Here is a 17,684-nt window from a genome sequence, read left to right as displayed (position 1 = left end):
ATCAGTGGCGCGTCGCAAAACGACCGTTGCGTCAGCCTGCCAGCATCGGATAGGTGAACAGTCCGAAATGCAGCAGGTTCAGGCCGAAATGGGTGGCGATGGCCGCACCCAAGCCACCAAAACGGTAGGCCAGACCATAGCCGACACCTGCCAGGCTCGCCAGCAACATCCATTGCCAGCCGGCGCCCACATGCGCCAGGCCGAACAGCAGTGAGGCGAGGATCAGGGCGAGGTTTTCACCGTAGGGCAGGTTTTTGAAATACCGGGTCAGACCGCCCTGAATGTAGCCGCGAAAGAGTGCTTCTTCGACCAGGGTCACCAGCAGCAGATTATTCAGTAGCCACAACCAGGCTTGATCGGGCCACTTCGGTGCCCAACTGATCACGCCCAGCAACAGCGCGCCACCCAAGGCCAGCACGGCACTCAACGTCAGCGCCAGCGCGGTGGCATAGATGGAAGCGCGCAGCGAATGTCGGCCGACAATCCACGGGCAGGCCAGCAAAAGCCAGAATCCGATCAGCGGTTTGTCCTGATTCAGGTACATGAAAAACGGCACGGCATCGTCGGTGAATCGTTGAGGGGGGAAACCACGACCGTTGTAGAAGCCGGGAAGCCAGTGCATCGCCAGTGCCAGGACCAGGACGAAGAACACCCCATGACCGAGGTAGCGCGCGATGGGGAGTTTTTGCTGACGGACGGCGAAGCCTGTGAACAGCAACAATGCGAAGGAGATTACGGCCAGCCAGCCGAGGTGACCGTAAATCAGTGCCAGACCATAGCCGAGGGAGAGGAGGGCCAGGTAGTTCCATGGCAGGGCAATCATGTGAAGTCCTTGTGTCGGGATTCTGCGGGTTGCCCCGGTCAATGTGGGAGCGGGCTTGCTCGCGAAAGCGGTGTAACAGTCGACGATGATGCTAAATGTTATGGCCTCTTCGCGAGCAAGCCCGCTCCCACATTTGATCGGTGTTGTTCATATTTTTTGAGGCGCGATTATAAGGACGTACGCAACCCAAACAAAAACACCGCCCGAAGGCGGTGTCTGTGTCAGCAGGCTGTTACGAGGCAATCAACTGCCGCAATACGTAATGCAAAATCCCCCCCGATTTGAAGTACTCCACCTCATTCAAGGTATCGATCCGGCACAACACCTCGACCTTCTCGTGGCTGCCGTCTTCACGGGTGATCACCAGCGTCAGGTTCATCCGCGGCGTCAGTTCGACGCCGGTCAAACCGAGGATATCCAGTGTCTCCTTGCCGGTCAGGTTCAGGCTCTTGCGGTTTTGATCCAGCTTGAACTGCAACGGCAACACGCCCATGCCCACCAGGTTGGAGCGGTGAATCCGTTCGAAACTTTCCGCAATGACCGCTTTGACTCCCAGCAGATTGGTGCCCTTGGCTGCCCAATCACGGCTCGAACCGGTGCCGTATTCTTGCCCGGCAATCACCACTAGCGGTGTGCCCGAGGCTTGATAACGCATCGCCGCATCGTAGATCGGCATCCTCTCCCCGGTGGGAATGTAAATCGTATTACCGCCTTCTTCACCGCCGAGCATCTCGTTACGGATGCGGATGTTGGCAAAGGTGCCGCGCATCATCACTTCGTGGTTGCCGCGTCGCGAGCCGTAGGAGTTGAAGTCCCGTGGTTCTACGCCTTTATCGCGCAAGTAATGGCCTGCCGGGCTGTCTGCCTTGATGTTGCCGGCGGGAGAGATGTGGTCGGTGGTCACCGAATCACCCAGCAGCGCGAGGATTCTGGCACCGGCGACGTCCTTGACCACCGGCGGCGGCCCGCCGATGTCGTCGAAGAACGGTGGATGCTGGATGTACGTTGAATCGTCCTGCCAGACATAGGTCGCCGCTTGCGGCACTTCGATTGCCTGCCATTGCTCATCGCCGGCAAACACTTCGGCGTACTCTTTGTGGAACATTGCAGTGTTGACCTGATTCACCGCATCGGCGATCTCTTTGGTGCTTGGCCAGATGTCCCGCAGATACACCAGATTGCCCTCTTTGTCGGTACCCAAAGGCTCGCTGCTGATGTCGATGCGCACCGTCCCGGCCAGCGCATAGGCGACGACCAGCGGTGGGGAGGCCAGCCAGTTGGTTTTCACCAATGGATGCACGCGGCCTTCGAAATTGCGGTTGCCCGAAAGCACCGAGGCGACGGTCAGGTCGGCGGCCTGAATGGCTTTTTCGATCGGCTCCGACAATGGCCCGGAGTTGCCAATGCAGGTGGTGCAGCCGTAGCCGACCAGGGCAAAACCCAGTTCATCAAGGTATTGAGTCAGGCCGGCAGCCTTGTAGTAGTCAGTGACCACTTTCGAGCCTGGGGCCAGCGAGCTCTTGACCCACGGTTTGCGCTTGAGGCCTTTTTCCACGGCTTTCTTCGCCACCAGGCCGGCGGCCATCATCACGCTCGGGTTGGAGGTGTTGGTACAGGAGGTAATCGCCGCGATCACTACCGCGCCGTTTTTCAATCGATAGGTCTGACCTTCGTATTCGTAGTCGGCTTCTCCGGCCAGGTCGGCATTGCCCACCGCGACGCCACCGCCGCCTTCACTTTCGAGGCGGCCGATTTCCTTGCTGGTGGGTTTGAATTGCAGGTCGACGAAGTCACTGAATGCTTGCGCGACATGCGGCAGCGATACCCGGTCTTGTGGGCGTTTGGGCCCGGCAAGGCTGGCTTCGACGCGGCTCATGTCCAGCGCCAGCGTGTCGGTGAACTCCGGCTCCTGGCCCGGCAGGCGCCACAGGCCCTGGACTTTGCTGTAGGCCTCGACCAGTTTCACGGTTTCGCTGGTGCGACCGGATAAACGCAGGTATTCCAGGGTAATGTCATCCACCGGGAAAAAGCCGCAGGTGGCACCGTATTCCGGGGCCATGTTGGCGATGGTCGCGCGGTCGGCCAGCGGCAGGTCGGAGAGGCCGTCACCGTAGAACTCGACGAATTTTCCGACCACGCCTTTCTTGCGCAGCATCTGGGTGACGGTCAGCACCAGGTCGGTGGCGGTGATGCCTTCCTTGAGTTTGCCGGTGAGTTTGAAGCCGATCACTTCCGGGATCAGCATCGACACCGGTTGGCCGAGCATCGCCGCTTCCGCTTCAATCCCGCCGACGCCCCAGCCGAGCACGCCGAGGCCATTGATCATGGTGGTGTGGGAGTCGGTACCGACCAGGGTGTCGGGGAAGGCGTAGGTGCGGCCGTCCTCGTCCTTGGTCCAGACCGTGCGCCCCAGGTATTCCAGGTTCACCTGGTGGCAGATCCCGGTGCCCGGCGGCACCACGCTGAAGTTGTTGAAGGCGCTTTGGCCCCAGCGCAGGAACGCATAGCGTTCGCCATTGCGCTGCATTTCGATGTCGACGTTTTGTTCGAAGGCGCTGGCGCTGGCGTATTTATCGACCATCACCGAGTGGTCGATCACCAGATCCACGGGGGAGAGCGGATTGATGCGCTGCGGGTCGCCGCCGGCCTTGGCCATCGCGGCACGCATCGCGGCCAGGTCGACCACGGCAGGAACACCGGTAAAGTCCTGCATCAACACCCGCGCGGGACGGTATTGAATTTCGCGGTCGGAGCGACGTTCCTTGAGCCAGGCGGCAATCGCCTTGAGGTCGGCGCCGGTGACGGTTTTTTCATCTTCCCAGCGCAGCAGGTTTTCCAGCAGCACTTTCAACGACATCGGCAGCTTGTCCAGGTCGCCCAGGCTTTTGGCGGCATCCGGCAAGCTGAAATAGTGATAGGTCTTGTCGTCGACTTGTAAGGTTTTAAGGGTTTTCAGGCTATCGAGGGACGGCATTGAAATGACTCCTTTGGGTCCGCACGGCTACGGACTGACGGGACAGACAGAGCCTTAAACCTAGTCCTGTTTGGTGCTTAAGGCTAATAACTGGACTCTATGGCCAAGTCCAAGGTTCCGAACTCGGCTATCATGCGCCGGTTTTCGTGACAGGCTTTGCTTCAACGCAAGTCTGGGCATCGCGCAGTGGCTGAATTTCTCGCCATCTGCCCAGGAGTAAGAATGAACACCCTCTTTATGCATTGCCGGCCGGGCTTCGAAAGTGAAGTCTGTTCCGAGATTTCCGAACACGCCGCGCGGCTGAACGTGGCCGGTTATGCCAAGGCCAAGACCGCCAGCGCCTGCGCCGAATTCATCTGCACCGAAGAAGACGGCGCCGAGCGCCTGATGCGTGGCCAGCGTTTCGCCGATCTGATCTTCCCGCGCCAGTGGGCTCGCGGGATCTTCATCGATCTGCCGGAAACCGACCGCATCAGCGTGATCCTCGCGCACATGGCGGACTTCCCGCTGTGCGGCAGCCTGTGGCTGGAAATGGTCGACACCAATGATGGCAAGGAGCTGTCGAACTTCTGCAAGAAGTTCGAAGGCCACCTGCGCAAGGCGCTGATGGCGGCTGGCAAACTGGTGGAAGACGCCCACAAGCCGCGCCTGCTGCTGACCTTCAAAAGTGGCCGGGAAGTGTTCATGGGCCTGGCCGAGTCGAACAACTCGGCGATGTGGCCGATGGGCATTCCGCGGCTGAAGTTTCCACGTGAAGCGCCGAGCCGTTCGACGCTGAAGCTGGAAGAGGCGTGGCACCATTTCATCCCGCGCGATCAATGGGACGAGCGCCTGCACAGCGACATGACCGGCGTCGACCTTGGCGCCGCTCCTGGCGGCTGGACCTGGCAACTGGTCAATCGCGGCATGCTGGTGACTGCGATCGACAACGGCCCGATGGCCGAAAGCCTGATGGACACTGGTTTAGTGCAACACTTGATGGCCGACGGTTTCACCTTCAAGCCCAAGCAACCAGTGGACTGGATGGTCTGCGACATCGTCGAGAAACCGGCGCGCAACGCCGCGATGCTGGAAGAATGGATTGGCGAGGGGCATTGCCGCGAAGCGGTGGTCAACCTCAAGCTGCCGATGAAGCAGCGTTACGCCGAAGTGAAGCGCTTGCTGGAGCGCATTGCCGACGGGTTCAAGGAACGCGGCATTCGGGTCGAGATCGGCTGCAAACAGCTGTACCACGACCGTGAAGAAGTGACCTGCCATTTGCGCCGGCTCGACGTGAAGAAAACCAAGTCCCGCTGAGCCCCCCGGCCCAATGTGGGAGCGGGCTTGCTCGCGAATGCGGACGGACATTCAATATTGATGTCGACTGACCCACCGCCTTCGCGAGCAAGCCCGCTCCCACAGGGATCGATGTAACGCCACAGATGACCGAACACCCGGCAATGCGCGACAATGCCGGCAAGTTTCAGGAGTGAATCATGAGTGAAATGATTGATACGCCGGTTGACGGCACCCTCGACGCCACCGGCCTCAACTGCCCGGAACCGGTGATGATGCTGCACCAGCACATCCGTGACCTGGTGCCCGGCGGCCTGCTGAAGGTGATCGCCACCGACCCGTCGACCCGTCGCGACATTCCCAAGTTCTGTGTGTTTCTCGACCACGAACTGGTGGCGCAGCACGAAGAGGCAGGCACCTACCTCTACTGGATCCGCAAGAAACTCGTTTAACCCGCCGAATGGCTGATGCGGATTCGCTTGCGTGCACTGCGCGTCAGGCGGATCGACAGCATCAGCGCCGCGCAACTCAAGCCCACGATCAATCCCTGCCACAGCCCGCTCGGGCCGCTTGGCGCGCCGAACCAATCGGTCAGGCCCAGCGCGTAACCCACCGGCAAACCAATGCCCCAGTAAGCGAACAGCGTCAGGATCATTGTCACCCGCGTGTCCTGATAGCCGCGCAACGCGCCGGCCGCCGTCACCTGGATCGCATCGGAAAACTGGAACAGCGCCGAATACACAATCAGCATCGCCGCGACATGAATCACCGTCGGGTCGGCCGTGTAGATCGTTGCGATGTGTTCACGCAGCAACAGCATCATGCTCGCGGAAATGCACGCATAGGCCAGCGCTGTGCCCATGCCGACACCGGCGGCGAAGCGGGCCTCGCGCGGTTCCTGACGGCCGAGCGCCTGGCCAACTCGCACGGTCACGGCCATGCCGAGGGAGTAGGGGATCATGAACACCAGCGAGCTGAAATTCAGCGCGATCTGATGCCCGGCCACTACCGTCGCGCCGAGGCTGCCGATCAGCAGCGCAATCACCGCGAAGATGCTCGATTCGGCGAACACCGCGATGCCGATCGGCAGGCCGATGCCCAGCAGGCGTTTGATCACCGACGACTGCGGCCAGTCGAAACGGCTGAACAACTCACTCGACTGATACGCCGGCGCCCAGCGCTCCCACCCGGCCATGCCCAGGGCCATCACCCACATCACGATCGCCGTGGCCCAGCCGCAACCGACACCGCCCATGGCCGGCACACCGAAGTGGCCATAGATGAAGACGTAGTTCAGCGGAATGTTCAGCGCCAGCCCGCACAGACCCAGCACCATGGCCGGACGCGTACGCCCCAGGCCGTCACTGAAGCAGCGCAGCACATGGTAGAACGCAACGGCAGGCAAACCGCTGGCGATACCGTGCAGGTATTGCATGCACGGGCCGATCAGTTCGGGATCGACCTTCATGATGTGCAGAATCGGTTCGGCGCTGAACAACATGCCGGTCGCCATCAAGCCCACGACCAATGCCAGCCACAGTGCCTGGCGCACGATCGGGCCGATCTCGCGGTGGGTGCCGGCGCCGAAACGCTGGGCGACTTTCGGGGTAGTGGCCAGCAGCGTGCCGGTCATTAACAGAAATACCGGCACCCAGATCGAGTTGCCCAGCGCCACCGCCGCCAGATCCCGTGGCCCGACCCGGCCCGCCATCACCGCATCGACGAAGCCCATGGCGGTGGTCGCCAGTTGCGCGATCATGATCGGCAAGGCCAGGCCGAGCAGGTTTTTCAGCTCCAGGCGAACCCGGGCCGGACGGGTGAGGGAAATAGCGGCGGGGCGGTCAGTCACGGAATTCAAGGGCGAAACGTCCAGAGATGTTGATGCGCAAGGCGGCGCATTCTACGCCCTGACGCAGTGGTCAGGAAAAGTCCTGTGTTAGGGATTTGTAATTGCCCGTGCGCGGTATTCGACCTCCTGTGGGAGCGGGCTTGCTCGCGAAGAGGGGGGGGCAGTAAATATAAATGTTGGCTGACACACCGCTTTCGCGAGCAAGCCCGCTCCCACAGGGTGAGTGGTCTGTCATGTCAAGGTGGACAATGCCTGCTGGCTCACACTGGCCATCTGCGCCTACACTGCCGATCCGCCAAAGGAGCCTGCCATGCTGATTGTTGCCGACGAAAATATCCCGCTGCTCGATGCCTTCTTCGAAGGTTTCGGTGAAATCCGCCGGGTGCCGGGACGTTCCATTGACCGCGCCACCGTCGAACAGGCCGATGTACTGCTGGTGCGCTCGGTGACCAACGTTAACCGCGGGTTGCTCGAAGGCAGCAAGGTACGCTTTGTCGGCACCTGCACCATCGGCACGGATCACCTGGATCTGGATTACTTTGAGCGGGCCGGCATCACCTGGTCCAGCGCACCCGGCTGCAACGCCCGCGGCGTGGTCGACTACGTGCTCGGCAGTCTGCTGACCCTGGCCGAAATCGAAGGCGTCGACCTGGCTCAACGCACCTACGGCATCGTCGGTGTCGGTGAAGTGGGCGGCCGGTTGGTCAAGGTGCTGCAAGGTCTGGGCTGGAACGTGCTGGTCTGCGATCCGCCAAGACAAGCTGCAGAAGGTGGCGATTACGTCAGCCTCGAGCAGATCATCGAGCAGTGCGATGTCATCAGTCTGCACACGCCATTGAAGAAACACGGCGCCCAGTCGACCTGGCATCTGTTCGATAAAAACCGATTGAACCAGCTCAAGTCCGGCACCTGGCTGATCAACGCCAGTCGTGGCCCGGTGGTCGACAACGCCGCGCTGCGCCAAGTGCTGCTGCAACGCGAAGACCTGCAAGCAGTGCTGGATGTCTGGGAAGGCGAGCCTGAGGTCGATGTGGCCTTGGCCGAACTCTGCGTGCTGGCGACGCCGCACATTGCCGGTTACAGCCTCGACGGCAGACAGCGTGGCACCGCGCAGATTTATCAGGCGTATTGCGATTTTCTCGGACAAGCCGCCCAGATCAACTTGAACGATTTGCTGCCCGCGCCCTGGTTGTCGCAAGTGACCTTGAACGCTAACAGCGATCCGGCCTGGTCGCTGGCGATGTTGTGCCGCGGCGTGTACGACCCGCGTCGCGACGATGCGGATTTCCGCCGCAGCCTTGTAGGCAATGTGAACGAACAGCGTGCGGCGTTCGATTCACTGCGCAAACATTATCCGTTGCGGCGTGAGATTGATGGGTTGCAGGTGCGGATCGAGGGGGATTCGCCTGAGTTGCAGAAGATCGTGGCGGCGTTGGGCGCTTCGGCTGTCTGAGCATCGAGTTGGCCCCTTCGCGAGCAGGCTCGCTCCCACATTAAACTCAGTCGTATTGTGGGAGCGGGCTTGCTCGCGAATGGCTGCACCTCCATTCTGGATCAGCAGCCATAAAAAACCCGGCCATCAGAGGCCGGGTCAAGAAGACGGTGGCTATATCACTTTTGTTCGGCAGGCTTGACCAATCGCTTTTCCAGTTCGCGGCAAGCGTCCTGGATCATGTCTTCAGTGATCGGTACTTCGCGCCCATCCTTATCGATAATCGAGCAACCCAGAGACTGGTCTGGCTGTGTACGGATCACTTCAATCTTGTCTTCGCTGCTGTTTTGCAAGGACATGGCCTGTCTCCTCATCAGGTTGTGTGCTTACTGTAGAACCGCCACGTGACCGGGCTGTGACAACTCCCTGCGATCTTTGCGGCGGAAACATCAGTCCACCAGAAATATGGCTGCGTTGCCACCCGAACTTTAGACCAATACCGTCTAGGACCTAGTCTTTGCGGTCATATTTAACCCGACTCATTATGATTTACAGCGTTCAAGCCCATCGACCGGTGTAGGCTTGATCGCGTCAAAGCCTACTGGTTGCGCCATCGAATGATCTCCATCCTCTCATCCCGCCAACGGCGCGCCATGCGCCTGGCCCTGCGTTTCATCGCGCCTTATCGCTGGCCGGCCGTCGGTGCCTTGCTCGCATTGATCGTCACGGCGGGCATCACTTTATCCATGGGGCAGGGGATTCGCCTGCTGGTAGATCAGGGCTTCATGACCCAATCGCCGCATTTGCTCAACCAGTCCATCGGCTTGTTTATGTTGCTGGTGGTCGGGCTGGCGATTGGCACCTTCGCGCGTTTCTACCTGGTCTCATGGATCGGCGAACGCGTTGTCGCGGACATCCGTCGTCAGGTGTTCAATCATCTGATTTATCTGCACCCAGGATTCTACGAAGACAACCGCAGCTCCGAGATCCAGTCGCGGTTGACCGCTGACACCACGCTGCTGCAATCGGTGATCGGCTCTTCGCTGTCGCTGTTTTTGCGCAATCTGTTGATGGTGATCGGCGGGATCGTCCTGTTGTTTATCACCAACCCCAAACTCACCAGCATCGTGGTCGTCGCGTTGCCGTTGGTGATCGCGCCGATCCTGATCTTCGGCCGTCGGGTGCGTAGCCTGTCGCGCCTGAGCCAGGACCGGATTGCCGATATCGGCAGCTATGTTTCCGAAACCCTGGGCCAGATCAAAACCGTGCAGGCCTACAACCATCAGGTCCAGGATGAGCAGCGCTTCGCCGCAACGGTGGAGGAGGCCTTCAACACCGCTCGCAAGCGGATCTTCCAGCGGGCCTGGCTGATTACCCTGGTGATCGTGCTGGTGCTTGGCGCAGTCGGGGTGATGCTCTGGGTCGGCGGAATGGATGTCATCGCCGGGCGGATTTCCGCGGGCGAGCTGGCGGCGTTTGTGTTTTACAGCCTGATTGTCGGCAGCGCATTCGGCACGTTGAGCGAAGTCATCGGCGAACTGCAGCGTGCCGCCGGCGCCGCCGAGCGGATTGGCGAGTTGCTGCGCTCGGAAAATATCATCCGGCCACCGACCACTGAGCTGGTGACCTTGCCTGAACGGGTAAAAGGTGACCTGGTGCTGCAAGACGTGCGCTTTTCCTACCCATCGCGTCCCGAAAGCTATGCGGTCGATGGTTTGAATCTGACGATCAATGCTGGCGAAACCCTCGCGTTGGTTGGGCCATCCGGTGCCGGCAAGTCGACGGTGTATGACTTGCTGCTGCGCTTTTACGACCCGGCTGAAGGACGCATCCTGCTCGACGGCGTGCCGCTGACTCAACTCGATCCGTTGGACCTGCGTCGCTGCTTCGCCCTGGTCTCGCAATCCCCGGCGCTGTTCTTTGGCAGCATCGAAGAGAACCTCCGTTACGGCAACCCGACGGCCACCCTGGCCCAGGTTCAGGAAGCGGCGAAAATCGCTTACGCCCACGACTTCATCGAACAAATGCCCAACGGCTACCAGACCCACCTTGGCGACGGTGGCCTCGGTTTGTCCGGCGGTCAACGCCAGCGCCTGGCCATTGCCCGGGCGCTGCTGGTGGACGCGCCGATCCTGCTGCTGGACGAAGCCACCAGCGCCCTCGACGCCCAGAGCGAACACCTGATCCAGCAAGCCCTGCCGAGCCTGATGAAAAACCGCACCACGCTGGTCATCGCCCACCGGCTGGCGACGGTAAAGAATGCTGACCGGATCGCGGTGATGGACCAAGGGAAACTGGTGGCGGTGGGGACGCATCAGGAATTGATTGCGAGCAACGCGCTGTATGCGCGGTTGGCGGCGTTGCAGTTTAACGATGGACATGAGGCCGCGTGAATGAGAGCTGCTGAATGCTGCCGTGGTCGGGCATTATGTCGGCCACAGTTGCGAGCCTGGAAAAGGATATGAGCCGTTATCAACCACCGTTGACCCTGACCACCAGAATGCTGGCGTTGGTCGCCGGGATTAGTGAACAAATTGGTCAGCTGGCGGCTGTGGATGAGCGCCTGCAAACGCCTCAACTGCGTCGTAGCAATCGGATTCGTACGATTCAGGCTTCTTTAGCGATCGAGAACAACACCCTGAACATCGAGCAGGTGACGGCTGTTCTGGCGGGGCAGCGTGTGTTGGGATTGCCTCGGGAAATCCAGGAAGTGCGCAACGCTTTCGCGGCTTATGAAGCCATGCCGGAGTGGCAGCCGAGTCGCCGAGCCGACTTGCTTTATGCCCATGAGTTGCTGATGGGTGGGTTGATTGACGACTGCGGGCAGTTTCGTCGAGCCGGTGTGGGCATTTACCGTGGCGATAAACTGGTCCATATGTCCCCGCCGCCGAGTCGCCTTGCGCAATTGATTGAAGACTTGTTGGCGTGGCTTGGCGATTCTGATTGGCATCCGCTGATCATCAGCTGCGTCTTCCATTACGAATTCGAGTTCATCCATCCCTTCGCTGATGGTAATGGACGCATGGGCCGTCTTTGGCAGACGTTGATACTCAGTCAATGGCGCCCGGTGTTGGCATATCTGCCTGTCGAAGCGGTAATTCGAGATCAGCAGGATGCTTATTACGCGGCATTGTCGGCGGCCGATCAGTTGGCTGAGGCGACGCCTTTTGTCGAGTTTATGCTGCAAGCATTGAGTCTCGCGCTTGAGGAAGCGGCTCTTAGTGAATCAGTAACCGACCCAGTAACCGACCTGGTAAGCGACCTGGTAAGCGACCCAGTAGGGAAATTGCTTTCAGCGCTTCATGTTAACGGCCCGCTTAAAATCAGCGACTTAATGACCGAGGTCGGTTTGGCTCACAAGGCGACCTTTCGGGCTAACTACCTCAGGCCCGCATTGGCTGCCAACTTGATTGAAATGACCAATCCCGAGTCGCCAAGCAGCCCTGCTCAAAAATATCGACTGACCCGGCATGGCAAGCGGATTGCTGCACGGCTCAAGTCGGCATAGTCGTTCTGGACGCGAAAAAAATGCCCGCATCAATCGAAGCGGGCATTTTTGTCAGTGCTTCAAAGCAGGATTATTGATCGTCAAAGTAGCGCTCATGCCAATCCACCAACGGTTGCGGTGAGTTGAGCTTCTGGCCGTAGATCACCGAGTACGACAACACGTTTTGCACGTACTGACGGGTTTCGTCGAACGGGATGCTTTCCACCCAGACATCGAAGCTCAGGTGGTCCGCACCGCGCAGCCACTGGCGCACGCGACCGGGGCCGGCGTTGTAGGCGGCGGAAGCGAGGACGCGGTTGCCGTTGAACTGGCTGTGGACCTGGCTCAGGTAAGCGGCGCCTAGCTGGATGTTCTTGTCCGGGTCGAGCACTTGCTGCGGCGAGGCCAATGGAATGCTGAACTTGCGCGCGGTTTCCTTGGCGGTGCCGGGCATCAGTTGCATCAGGCCGCTGGCGCCGACGCCGGAACGGGCGTCGTCCATGAAAGCACTTTCCTGGCGGGTGATAGCGAACACCCAGCTCGAATGCAGGCCACGAACCTTGGCTTCGCGCACCAGGGTTTCGCGGTGGGCCATCGGGAAACGGATGTCCAGGTCGTCCCAGTACTGCGCCTGACTGATGGTGCGGATCGCCGGGAAATACCATTTCAGGTCGTAGGCCAGTTTCGCCTGGGCGACCATTTCGTCGCGGCTGAAGTGGCGGCTGACGTGGTACCACTCGCGGCGACCATCGACGATCTGTCCGCGAGCATGGAATTCCAGGGCGCGTCGTATGCCGGGGGTATTGCGGACCTTGTTCATCAGCGCTTGACTGAGCACCAGCGGTTTGTTGTTCAACGAGTAGGGCGACTGTGAGCGATCTGCTGCGAGGAAGCCGTAAAAATCACGCTCGCGGGCGAGGCCCTTATACAGCGTCTGCGCTTCCGGGTTCTGCGGCTGCGCCAGTTCCAGACTGCGGGCCTGCCAATAGCGCCAGCGATTGGTGGTCGCCAGATCCTGCGGCAGACGGCGAGTCAGTTGATAGGCATCGTCCCAGCGAGCCAGGCGCAGCAGCAGGCGCAGGCGCCATTCCGACACGGTGTTGTCGCGCAGTTCGGGGTCGTACTTGGTCATCACGTCCAGTGCGCGCGGGTCGAAACGTCGGGCGAGGGTCAGGCCGATTTCCCGGGCAATGGCCACTTTTTCGTCGCGCGAGAAGTGCATGCTGCTGGCATAGCCGTCGAGCAAGGCCATGGCCTTGTCCGGATCCTGTTTGGCCAGGCGGCGCAGGCCGAGGCTGACGATGTCGGACATCGGCTCGTCGGCCGGGGTAAACCGCGACGGTTGATTGAGCAGCTCGGGTTTCTGCGCCACATCAATCAGCAAGCGACCGCGAGGGGCGAGGGTAGTCAGGCCGTTGACCAGGCTGATGGCCAGCGGATAGTTGCGCGCCTGGGCGGCAAGTTTGGTGCGCTCCCAGCGTTTCTGCTCGGTCAACTGGCCTTCGGCAGCCCATTGCCCGAATAGCGCATCGCAGGCGTCGGGTTGGGATTTTCCGGTCAGCCAGAGTTTATTGGTGTTGGCGTAACCTTCGGCTTTCTGGTTATGCCCGATCTGGTACTGTGCGTTCAGGCAGTCCAGTTCGGTGAAATTGAGCTTGGGGTCGTAGTACTTGACGAAGGTCGCCCAGTCGCCGCGTTCGGCCAGCCAGCGCAGCCAGCGCAGTTTCATCCAGTTGGCCTGGGGCAGGTCACCGTGCTCGGCGAGGAATTTCTCGATTTCGGCATTGCTCGCGGTTTTAAGGCGAGCGGTCAGTTCGTCATACGCCAGGTATGGCTCCAGCGGGTAATCGCGGAGGGCCTGGCTGTAACGGAAATAAGGACCGGTATCCCCCTTGGCGAGGGCACGCTTGGCTTCATCGTAATACTGGCGCTGGGTGGACAGGTCCACCGCCTGGGCGGTTTGGACGGCAGTGGCAGAAAGAAGAAAACAGGATAAAAGACTGAAAAGGCGACTGCGCATGAGACGTCCGGGCAGAGAAATCATGACAAGCGCGGGCAATGCCCGCGCTGAATTATCTGTAGCTTAGCCTTTTGCCAGCAGCGGGCGAAAGCTTTGCCGGCCTGTCAGCATCAGTTCGCAACATTTGTCATGCAGAGTGTCGCGAAGGTGAAATTGCCGGCCTTCTGAAGCCTCAAGTCAGGTAGAATGCGCGCCCGGTTTTTGGAGAAGCTCATGACCCTGCTCAAATTCAGCGATGTGTCCCTTGCTTTCGGCTCTACGCCGTTGTTGGACAAGGTGTCCTGGCAGATCGCCCGTGGTGAGCGGGTGTGCATCATCGGCCGCAATGGCACTGGCAAGTCCAGCATGATGAAGCTCGTCAAGGGCGACCAGAAGCCCGATGACGGCTCCGTTTGGCGCGCACCCGGCCTCAAGATTGGCGAATTGCCGCAAGAATTGCCGGTAGCCGACGAGCGGACCGTGTTCGACGTGGTGGCTGAAGGCCTGGACGGTGTCGGCGAGCTGCTCGCGCAGTATCACCACCTCAGCCAGAACATCGTCACCGACGCCGACCTGGACAAACTGATGCACGTCCAGCACGACCTCGAAGCCCGTGACGGCTGGCGTTTGCAGCAACTGGTCGACAGCACGTTGAGCCGTCTGCAGTTGCCAGCCGACAAGACCCTCGCCGAATTGTCCGGCGGCTGGCGTCGCCGCGTTTTGCTGGCTCAGGCTCTGGTTTCCGAACCCGATCTGCTGCTGCTCGACGAACCGACCAACCACCTGGACATCGGTGCAATTGCCTGGCTCGAAGAAGCGCTGAAGGATTTCCAGGGCGCCGTGCTGTTCATCACGCACGACCGTTCATTCCTGCAGAACCTCGCTACCCGCATTCTGGAACTGGATCGCGGTGGTTTGATCGACTGGAACGGCGACTACGCCAGCTTCCTCGTGCACAAAGAAGCCTCGCTGGCCGCTGAAGATACTGCCAACGCGCTGTTCGACAAAAAACTGGCCCAGGAAGAAGTCTGGATCCGCCAGGGCATCAAGGCGCGCCGCACCCGTAACGAAGGCCGCGTCCGCGCCCTCAAAGCCCTGCGCAATGAGCGTAGCGAGCGTCGTGAACGCACCGGCAAGGCCAACATCCAGCTGGATACTGCGGACAAGTCCGGCAAGCAGGTGATGGTCCTTGAGAACGTGAGCTTCGCTCACCCGGGCGGCCCGTTCCTGATCAAGGATTTCTCGATGGTCCTGCAGCGCGGCGACCGCATCGGTCTGCTGGGCGCCAACGGTACCGGCAAAACCACACTGTTGAAGCTGATGCTCAACGGCCTGCAGCCAACCAGCGGCACCGTGGAAGAGGGGACGCGCATCGACGTGGCCTACTTCGACCAGTTGCGCCATCAGCTGGACCTGGAAAAGACCGTAATTGACAACGTTGCGGAAGGTCGCGACTTCATCGATATCGATGGTCAGAGCCGCCACGTGCTGAGCTACCTCGGCGACTTCCTGTTCAGCCCGCAGCGTGCCCGCACGCCGGTGAAGGCGCTGTCAGGTGGTGAGCGCGCGCGTCTGTTGCTGGCGAAACTGTTTAGCAAGCCGGCGAACCTGCTGGTCCTCGATGAACCGACCAACGACCTCGACGTTGAAACCCTCGAGTTGCTGGAAGAGGTATTGCTGACCTTCAACGGCACCGTGCTGATGGTCAGCCACGACCGGGCATTCCTCGACAACGTGGTCACCAGCACCCTGGTCTTCGAAGGTGAAGGCAAGGTTCGCGAATACGTTGGTGGTTATCAGGACTGGCTGCGTCAGGGCGGCTCGCCGCGCCTGCTGGGCGTGACCGAGAGCAAGTCCGGCAAAGCCGACCTGACCTCCGCTGTCGTGACGGCCGAAGCTGCGCCAGTTGCTGCTGTCGTCGAAGCGCCGGTGGCGAAGAAGAAACTCAGCTACAAGTTGCAGCGTGAGCTGGAAATGTTGCCGGGCCAGATCGAAGCCATGGAGCAGCAGATCGCTACCGTTGAGGCGCAAATGGCCGATGCCGGTTTCTATCAGCGTCCTGCTGCCGAGACCACTGCAGTGATCGCTCAGTTGGAGCAGTTGCAGGCTGAGCATGACGTAATGGTCGAGCGCTGGGCCGAGCTGGATGCCTGATTGATCCTGCTATAAAAAAGCCCGGCGTTCAGTGATGAACGCCGGGCTTTTCGTATGGAAGGCGATCTACTGGCCGACATGGATTCACTGTGGGAGCGGGCTTGCTCGCGAAAGCTGCTTAACATTCAATAAAGATGTCGACTGTCACGCCGCTTTCGCGAGCAAGCCCGCTCCCACATCGTTTCGTGTTATCAGCTTTTGATCAGGCGCACCGCGAGCACATCACAGGGCGCACCATGCAGCACGTCATTGGCAGTCGAGCCCAGCAGCAATGCCAGGCCGTGTCGGCCATGGCTGCCCACCACGATCAGGTCGCAGGTTTGTTCCTTGGCCAGGTGGTGGATCTCCTGGCGTGGCTGGCCGTAGGTCAGGTGGCTGTATTCCTTGGAGAGTTCCGGATACTTCACGATCAGCCGGTCCAGGCGCTCCTTGGCCTGATCGAACTGCTGTTGTTGCAGTTGTGACAGGTCCATGGGGACGTCGCCGCCAAAGGCCATGGCCATTGGCTCGACAATGTGCACCAGGGACAGTTTCGCCCCGTTGCTCACCGACAGTTCGCGAGCGCGGTGGATTACAGGATCGCACTCTTCGGTTAGATCTACAGCAACCAGAATGTGGTTGTAGGGCATGAGGTGCTCCTCCTGAGGGTTGCAATATTGGTAAGTATGGCTGGTTTCAAGCGCATTGTTTTCAAAGTGACCCAATGCGCTCATCAAGAATCGGGAGTACAGATATGACGGTCTGGATAGTGGTGTCAATCCTGTTGGTGGTACTGAGTCCGCTGGCATGGTTGCGACCGTCGCGCCACCAGAGCGGCCGCATGGCCCTGCGCATGGAGGCGCGACGCATTGGATTGGCGATGCAGCTGGCGCCACAAGACTGGCCGCACTGGCTGAGCAAGGAGCCGCCGAGCCCTTGCGCCCAATACCATCGACCACGGCGGGGCAATCGGCCGGCGTGCTGGTGTTACTGGCAAAAAGCGCCGGGTGTCTGGGTCAATCAGTGGCAGGAGGTCTGCGAGGAGCCTGCGTTGCTGATTCATTTCGAAAAATTGCCAGACAATGTTTACAAGGTCGAAGCAGACAAACAGATGATCACGTTGTATTGGGGTGAGAAGGGCGAAGCGACGGTTTTGCAGGATATTGATGCGGTGCTGAAGGCGCTGGCATAAATCACGGAAACTTCGCGCCGCAATGGCGCGAAACGTCTGGCAGACAGGCAATAAAAAGCCCGACATCATCATCGGGCTGGAGTTGGCCAGGCAGGCCGGTAATTCTGTGTGGCGCTGATATTACGCTGGCGTTCGCCAAAAGCGTTGATGTTTTTCCCTCAAGGTCCCGCCAGCGTAGCTTGTTAAACAAAGGCTGCAGCGAATTAGGGCGACTTTTCTAACTATTGATCCTATGAATGGCCTCACATGCAGCCGCGTGTTGCAGGGCTTCGCGGTACGGAAATGACCGGAAAGTCGCGTTTCAACCCGTATTTTGGGCGATTGACAATTGTCGGAAATTCCGTGAAGGTGACGTACCCAAATCAAACGGGCGTATGAATTGAGCGTTTGTATTACAGACCGCTCCTACAGAATCCCGACTATCGCGTTGGCGGGTGTGCCGGGTGAATGGGCGTAGCATTGACGTTAAACGTCCCTGCCGAACCATTCACTTGCGTCCGACGTGTACTGTTCAGCTTCC

At 59.9% G+C, this 17,684-nt stretch carries 13 protein-coding genes; 7 read left to right on the top strand and 6 right to left on the bottom strand.

Translation table 11 applies throughout. The annotated features are described in order from the left end of the window. Positions 1-31: 31 nt before the first annotated feature. Complete coding sequence (locus DFS28_RS16210) at positions 32-823, bottom strand: CPBP family intramembrane glutamic endopeptidase (protein WP_111450603.1); 792 nt, start codon at positions 821-823, stop codon at positions 32-34. Positions 824-1,055: 232 nt separating this feature from the next. Continuing rightward, complete coding sequence (gene acnA, locus DFS28_RS16200) at positions 1,056-3,797, bottom strand: aconitate hydratase AcnA (protein WP_111450601.1); 2,742 nt, start codon at positions 3,795-3,797, stop codon at positions 1,056-1,058. Between the two features lie 222 nt (positions 3,798-4,019). On the opposite strand from acnA, the gene rlmM reads away from it, so the two are divergent. Both rlmM and tusA read left to right on the top strand, forming a co-directional pair. Then, positions 4,020-5,093: a 23S rRNA (cytidine(2498)-2'-O)-methyltransferase RlmM gene (gene rlmM / locus DFS28_RS16195; RefSeq protein ID WP_111450600.1), complete on the top strand. Its 1,074-nt coding sequence runs from the start codon at positions 4,020-4,022 to the stop codon at positions 5,091-5,093. A gap of 179 nt (positions 5,094-5,272) precedes the next feature. Then, on the top strand, positions 5,273-5,524 hold the full coding sequence (gene tusA, locus DFS28_RS16185) for a sulfurtransferase TusA (protein ID WP_111450598.1): 252 nt from the start codon (positions 5,273-5,275) through the stop codon (positions 5,522-5,524). Here tusA and DFS28_RS16180 read toward each other — a convergent pair. After that, positions 5,521-6,930: an MATE family efflux transporter gene (locus tag DFS28_RS16180; protein WP_111450597.1), complete on the bottom strand. Its 1,410-nt coding sequence runs from the start codon at positions 6,928-6,930 to the stop codon at positions 5,521-5,523. The two genes, tusA and DFS28_RS16180, sit on opposite strands and share 4 nt — an antisense overlap. 301 nt (positions 6,931-7,231) lie before the next feature. Between DFS28_RS16180 and pdxB the strand changes: the two genes are divergently transcribed. After that, positions 7,232-8,374, top strand: coding sequence for a 4-phosphoerythronate dehydrogenase PdxB (gene pdxB, locus DFS28_RS16175; protein WP_111450596.1), 1,143 nt, complete (start codon positions 7,232-7,234; stop codon positions 8,372-8,374). A gap of 158 nt (positions 8,375-8,532) precedes the next feature. Here the strand turns inward: pdxB and DFS28_RS16170 are convergent, their stop codons facing one another. Next, positions 8,533-8,712 carry a PA1571 family protein gene (locus DFS28_RS16170; RefSeq protein ID WP_008151434.1) on the bottom strand — a complete coding sequence of 60 codons (180 nt, stop codon included), beginning with the start codon at positions 8,710-8,712 and terminating at the stop codon, positions 8,533-8,535. A 258-nt stretch (positions 8,713-8,970) separates the two neighbouring features. Here DFS28_RS16170 and DFS28_RS16165 point away from each other — a divergent pair, with 258 nt between their 5' ends. After that, positions 8,971-10,746, top strand: a complete 1,776-nt coding sequence (locus tag DFS28_RS16165; RefSeq protein WP_165934004.1) for an ABC transporter transmembrane domain-containing protein — start codon at positions 8,971-8,973, stop codon at positions 10,744-10,746. Between the two features lie 68 nt (positions 10,747-10,814). After that, entirely contained in the window at positions 10,815-11,861 is a 1,047-nt protein-coding gene (locus DFS28_RS16160; RefSeq protein ID WP_111450766.1) for a Fic family protein, read from the top strand. A 70-nt stretch (positions 11,862-11,931) separates the two neighbouring features. On the opposite strand, the gene DFS28_RS16155 is transcribed toward DFS28_RS16160, so the two are convergent. Continuing rightward, the gene (locus DFS28_RS16155) at positions 11,932-13,860 is read right to left on the bottom strand and encodes a transglycosylase SLT domain-containing protein (protein ID WP_111450595.1); all 1,929 of its coding nucleotides are present in this window, start codon (positions 13,858-13,860) and stop codon (positions 11,932-11,934) included. 213 nt (positions 13,861-14,073) lie between these two features. On the opposite strand from DFS28_RS16155, the gene DFS28_RS16150 reads away from it, so the two are divergent. After that, the gene (locus DFS28_RS16150) at positions 14,074-15,993 is read left to right on the top strand and encodes an ATP-binding cassette domain-containing protein (RefSeq protein WP_111450594.1); all 1,920 of its coding nucleotides are present in this window, start codon (positions 14,074-14,076) and stop codon (positions 15,991-15,993) included. Positions 15,994-16,184: 191 nt separating this feature from the next. Here DFS28_RS16150 and DFS28_RS16145 read toward each other — a convergent pair whose 3' ends face one another. Next, entirely contained in the window at positions 16,185-16,622 is a 438-nt protein-coding gene (locus tag DFS28_RS16145; protein ID WP_008151425.1) for a universal stress protein, read from the bottom strand. Positions 16,623-16,726: 104 nt separating this feature from the next. Here DFS28_RS16145 and DFS28_RS16140 point away from each other — a divergent pair, with 104 nt between their 5' ends. Beyond that, on the top strand, positions 16,727-17,164 hold the full coding sequence (locus DFS28_RS16140) for a hypothetical protein (RefSeq protein WP_008151424.1): 438 nt from the start codon (positions 16,727-16,729) through the stop codon (positions 17,162-17,164). Positions 17,165-17,684 lie beyond the last annotated feature (520 nt).

Source organism: Pseudomonas sp. 478, assembly GCF_003254125.1.
In the GTDB taxonomy this organism is placed as follows: Bacteria; Pseudomonadota; Gammaproteobacteria; order Pseudomonadales; family Pseudomonadaceae; genus Aquipseudomonas.
This window is presented reverse-complemented; position numbering and strand designations above follow the sequence as displayed.

Excerpts from the sequence above, each read along its gene's own strand:
- DFS28_RS16145 (WP_008151425.1), bottom strand. The coding sequence starts at position 16,622 with ATGCCCTACAACCACATTCTGGTTGCTGTAGATCTAACCGAAGAGTGC.
- DFS28_RS16140 (WP_008151424.1), top strand. The coding sequence starts at position 16,727 with ATGACGGTCTGGATAGTGGTGTCAATCCTGTTGGTGGTACTGAGTCCG.
- pdxB (WP_111450596.1), top strand. The coding sequence starts at position 7,232 with ATGCTGATTGTTGCCGACGAAAATATCCCGCTGCTCGATGCCTTCTTC.
- DFS28_RS16155 (WP_111450595.1), bottom strand. The coding sequence starts at position 13,860 with ATGCGCAGTCGCCTTTTCAGTCTTTTATCCTGTTTTCTTCTTTCTGCC.
- tusA (WP_111450598.1), top strand. The coding sequence starts at position 5,273 with ATGAGTGAAATGATTGATACGCCGGTTGACGGCACCCTCGACGCCACC.
- DFS28_RS16210 (WP_111450603.1), bottom strand. The coding sequence starts at position 823 with ATGATTGCCCTGCCATGGAACTACCTGGCCCTCCTCTCCCTCGGCTAT.
- DFS28_RS16160 (WP_111450766.1), top strand. The coding sequence starts at position 10,815 with ATGAGCCGTTATCAACCACCGTTGACCCTGACCACCAGAATGCTGGCG.
- rlmM (WP_111450600.1), top strand. The coding sequence starts at position 4,020 with ATGAACACCCTCTTTATGCATTGCCGGCCGGGCTTCGAAAGTGAAGTC.
- acnA (WP_111450601.1), bottom strand. The coding sequence starts at position 3,797 with ATGCCGTCCCTCGATAGCCTGAAAACCCTTAAAACCTTACAAGTCGAC.
- DFS28_RS16165 (WP_165934004.1), top strand. The coding sequence starts at position 8,971 with ATGATCTCCATCCTCTCATCCCGCCAACGGCGCGCCATGCGCCTGGCC.
- DFS28_RS16150 (WP_111450594.1), top strand. The coding sequence starts at position 14,074 with ATGACCCTGCTCAAATTCAGCGATGTGTCCCTTGCTTTCGGCTCTACG.
- DFS28_RS16170 (WP_008151434.1), bottom strand. The coding sequence starts at position 8,712 with ATGTCCTTGCAAAACAGCAGCGAAGACAAGATTGAAGTGATCCGTACA.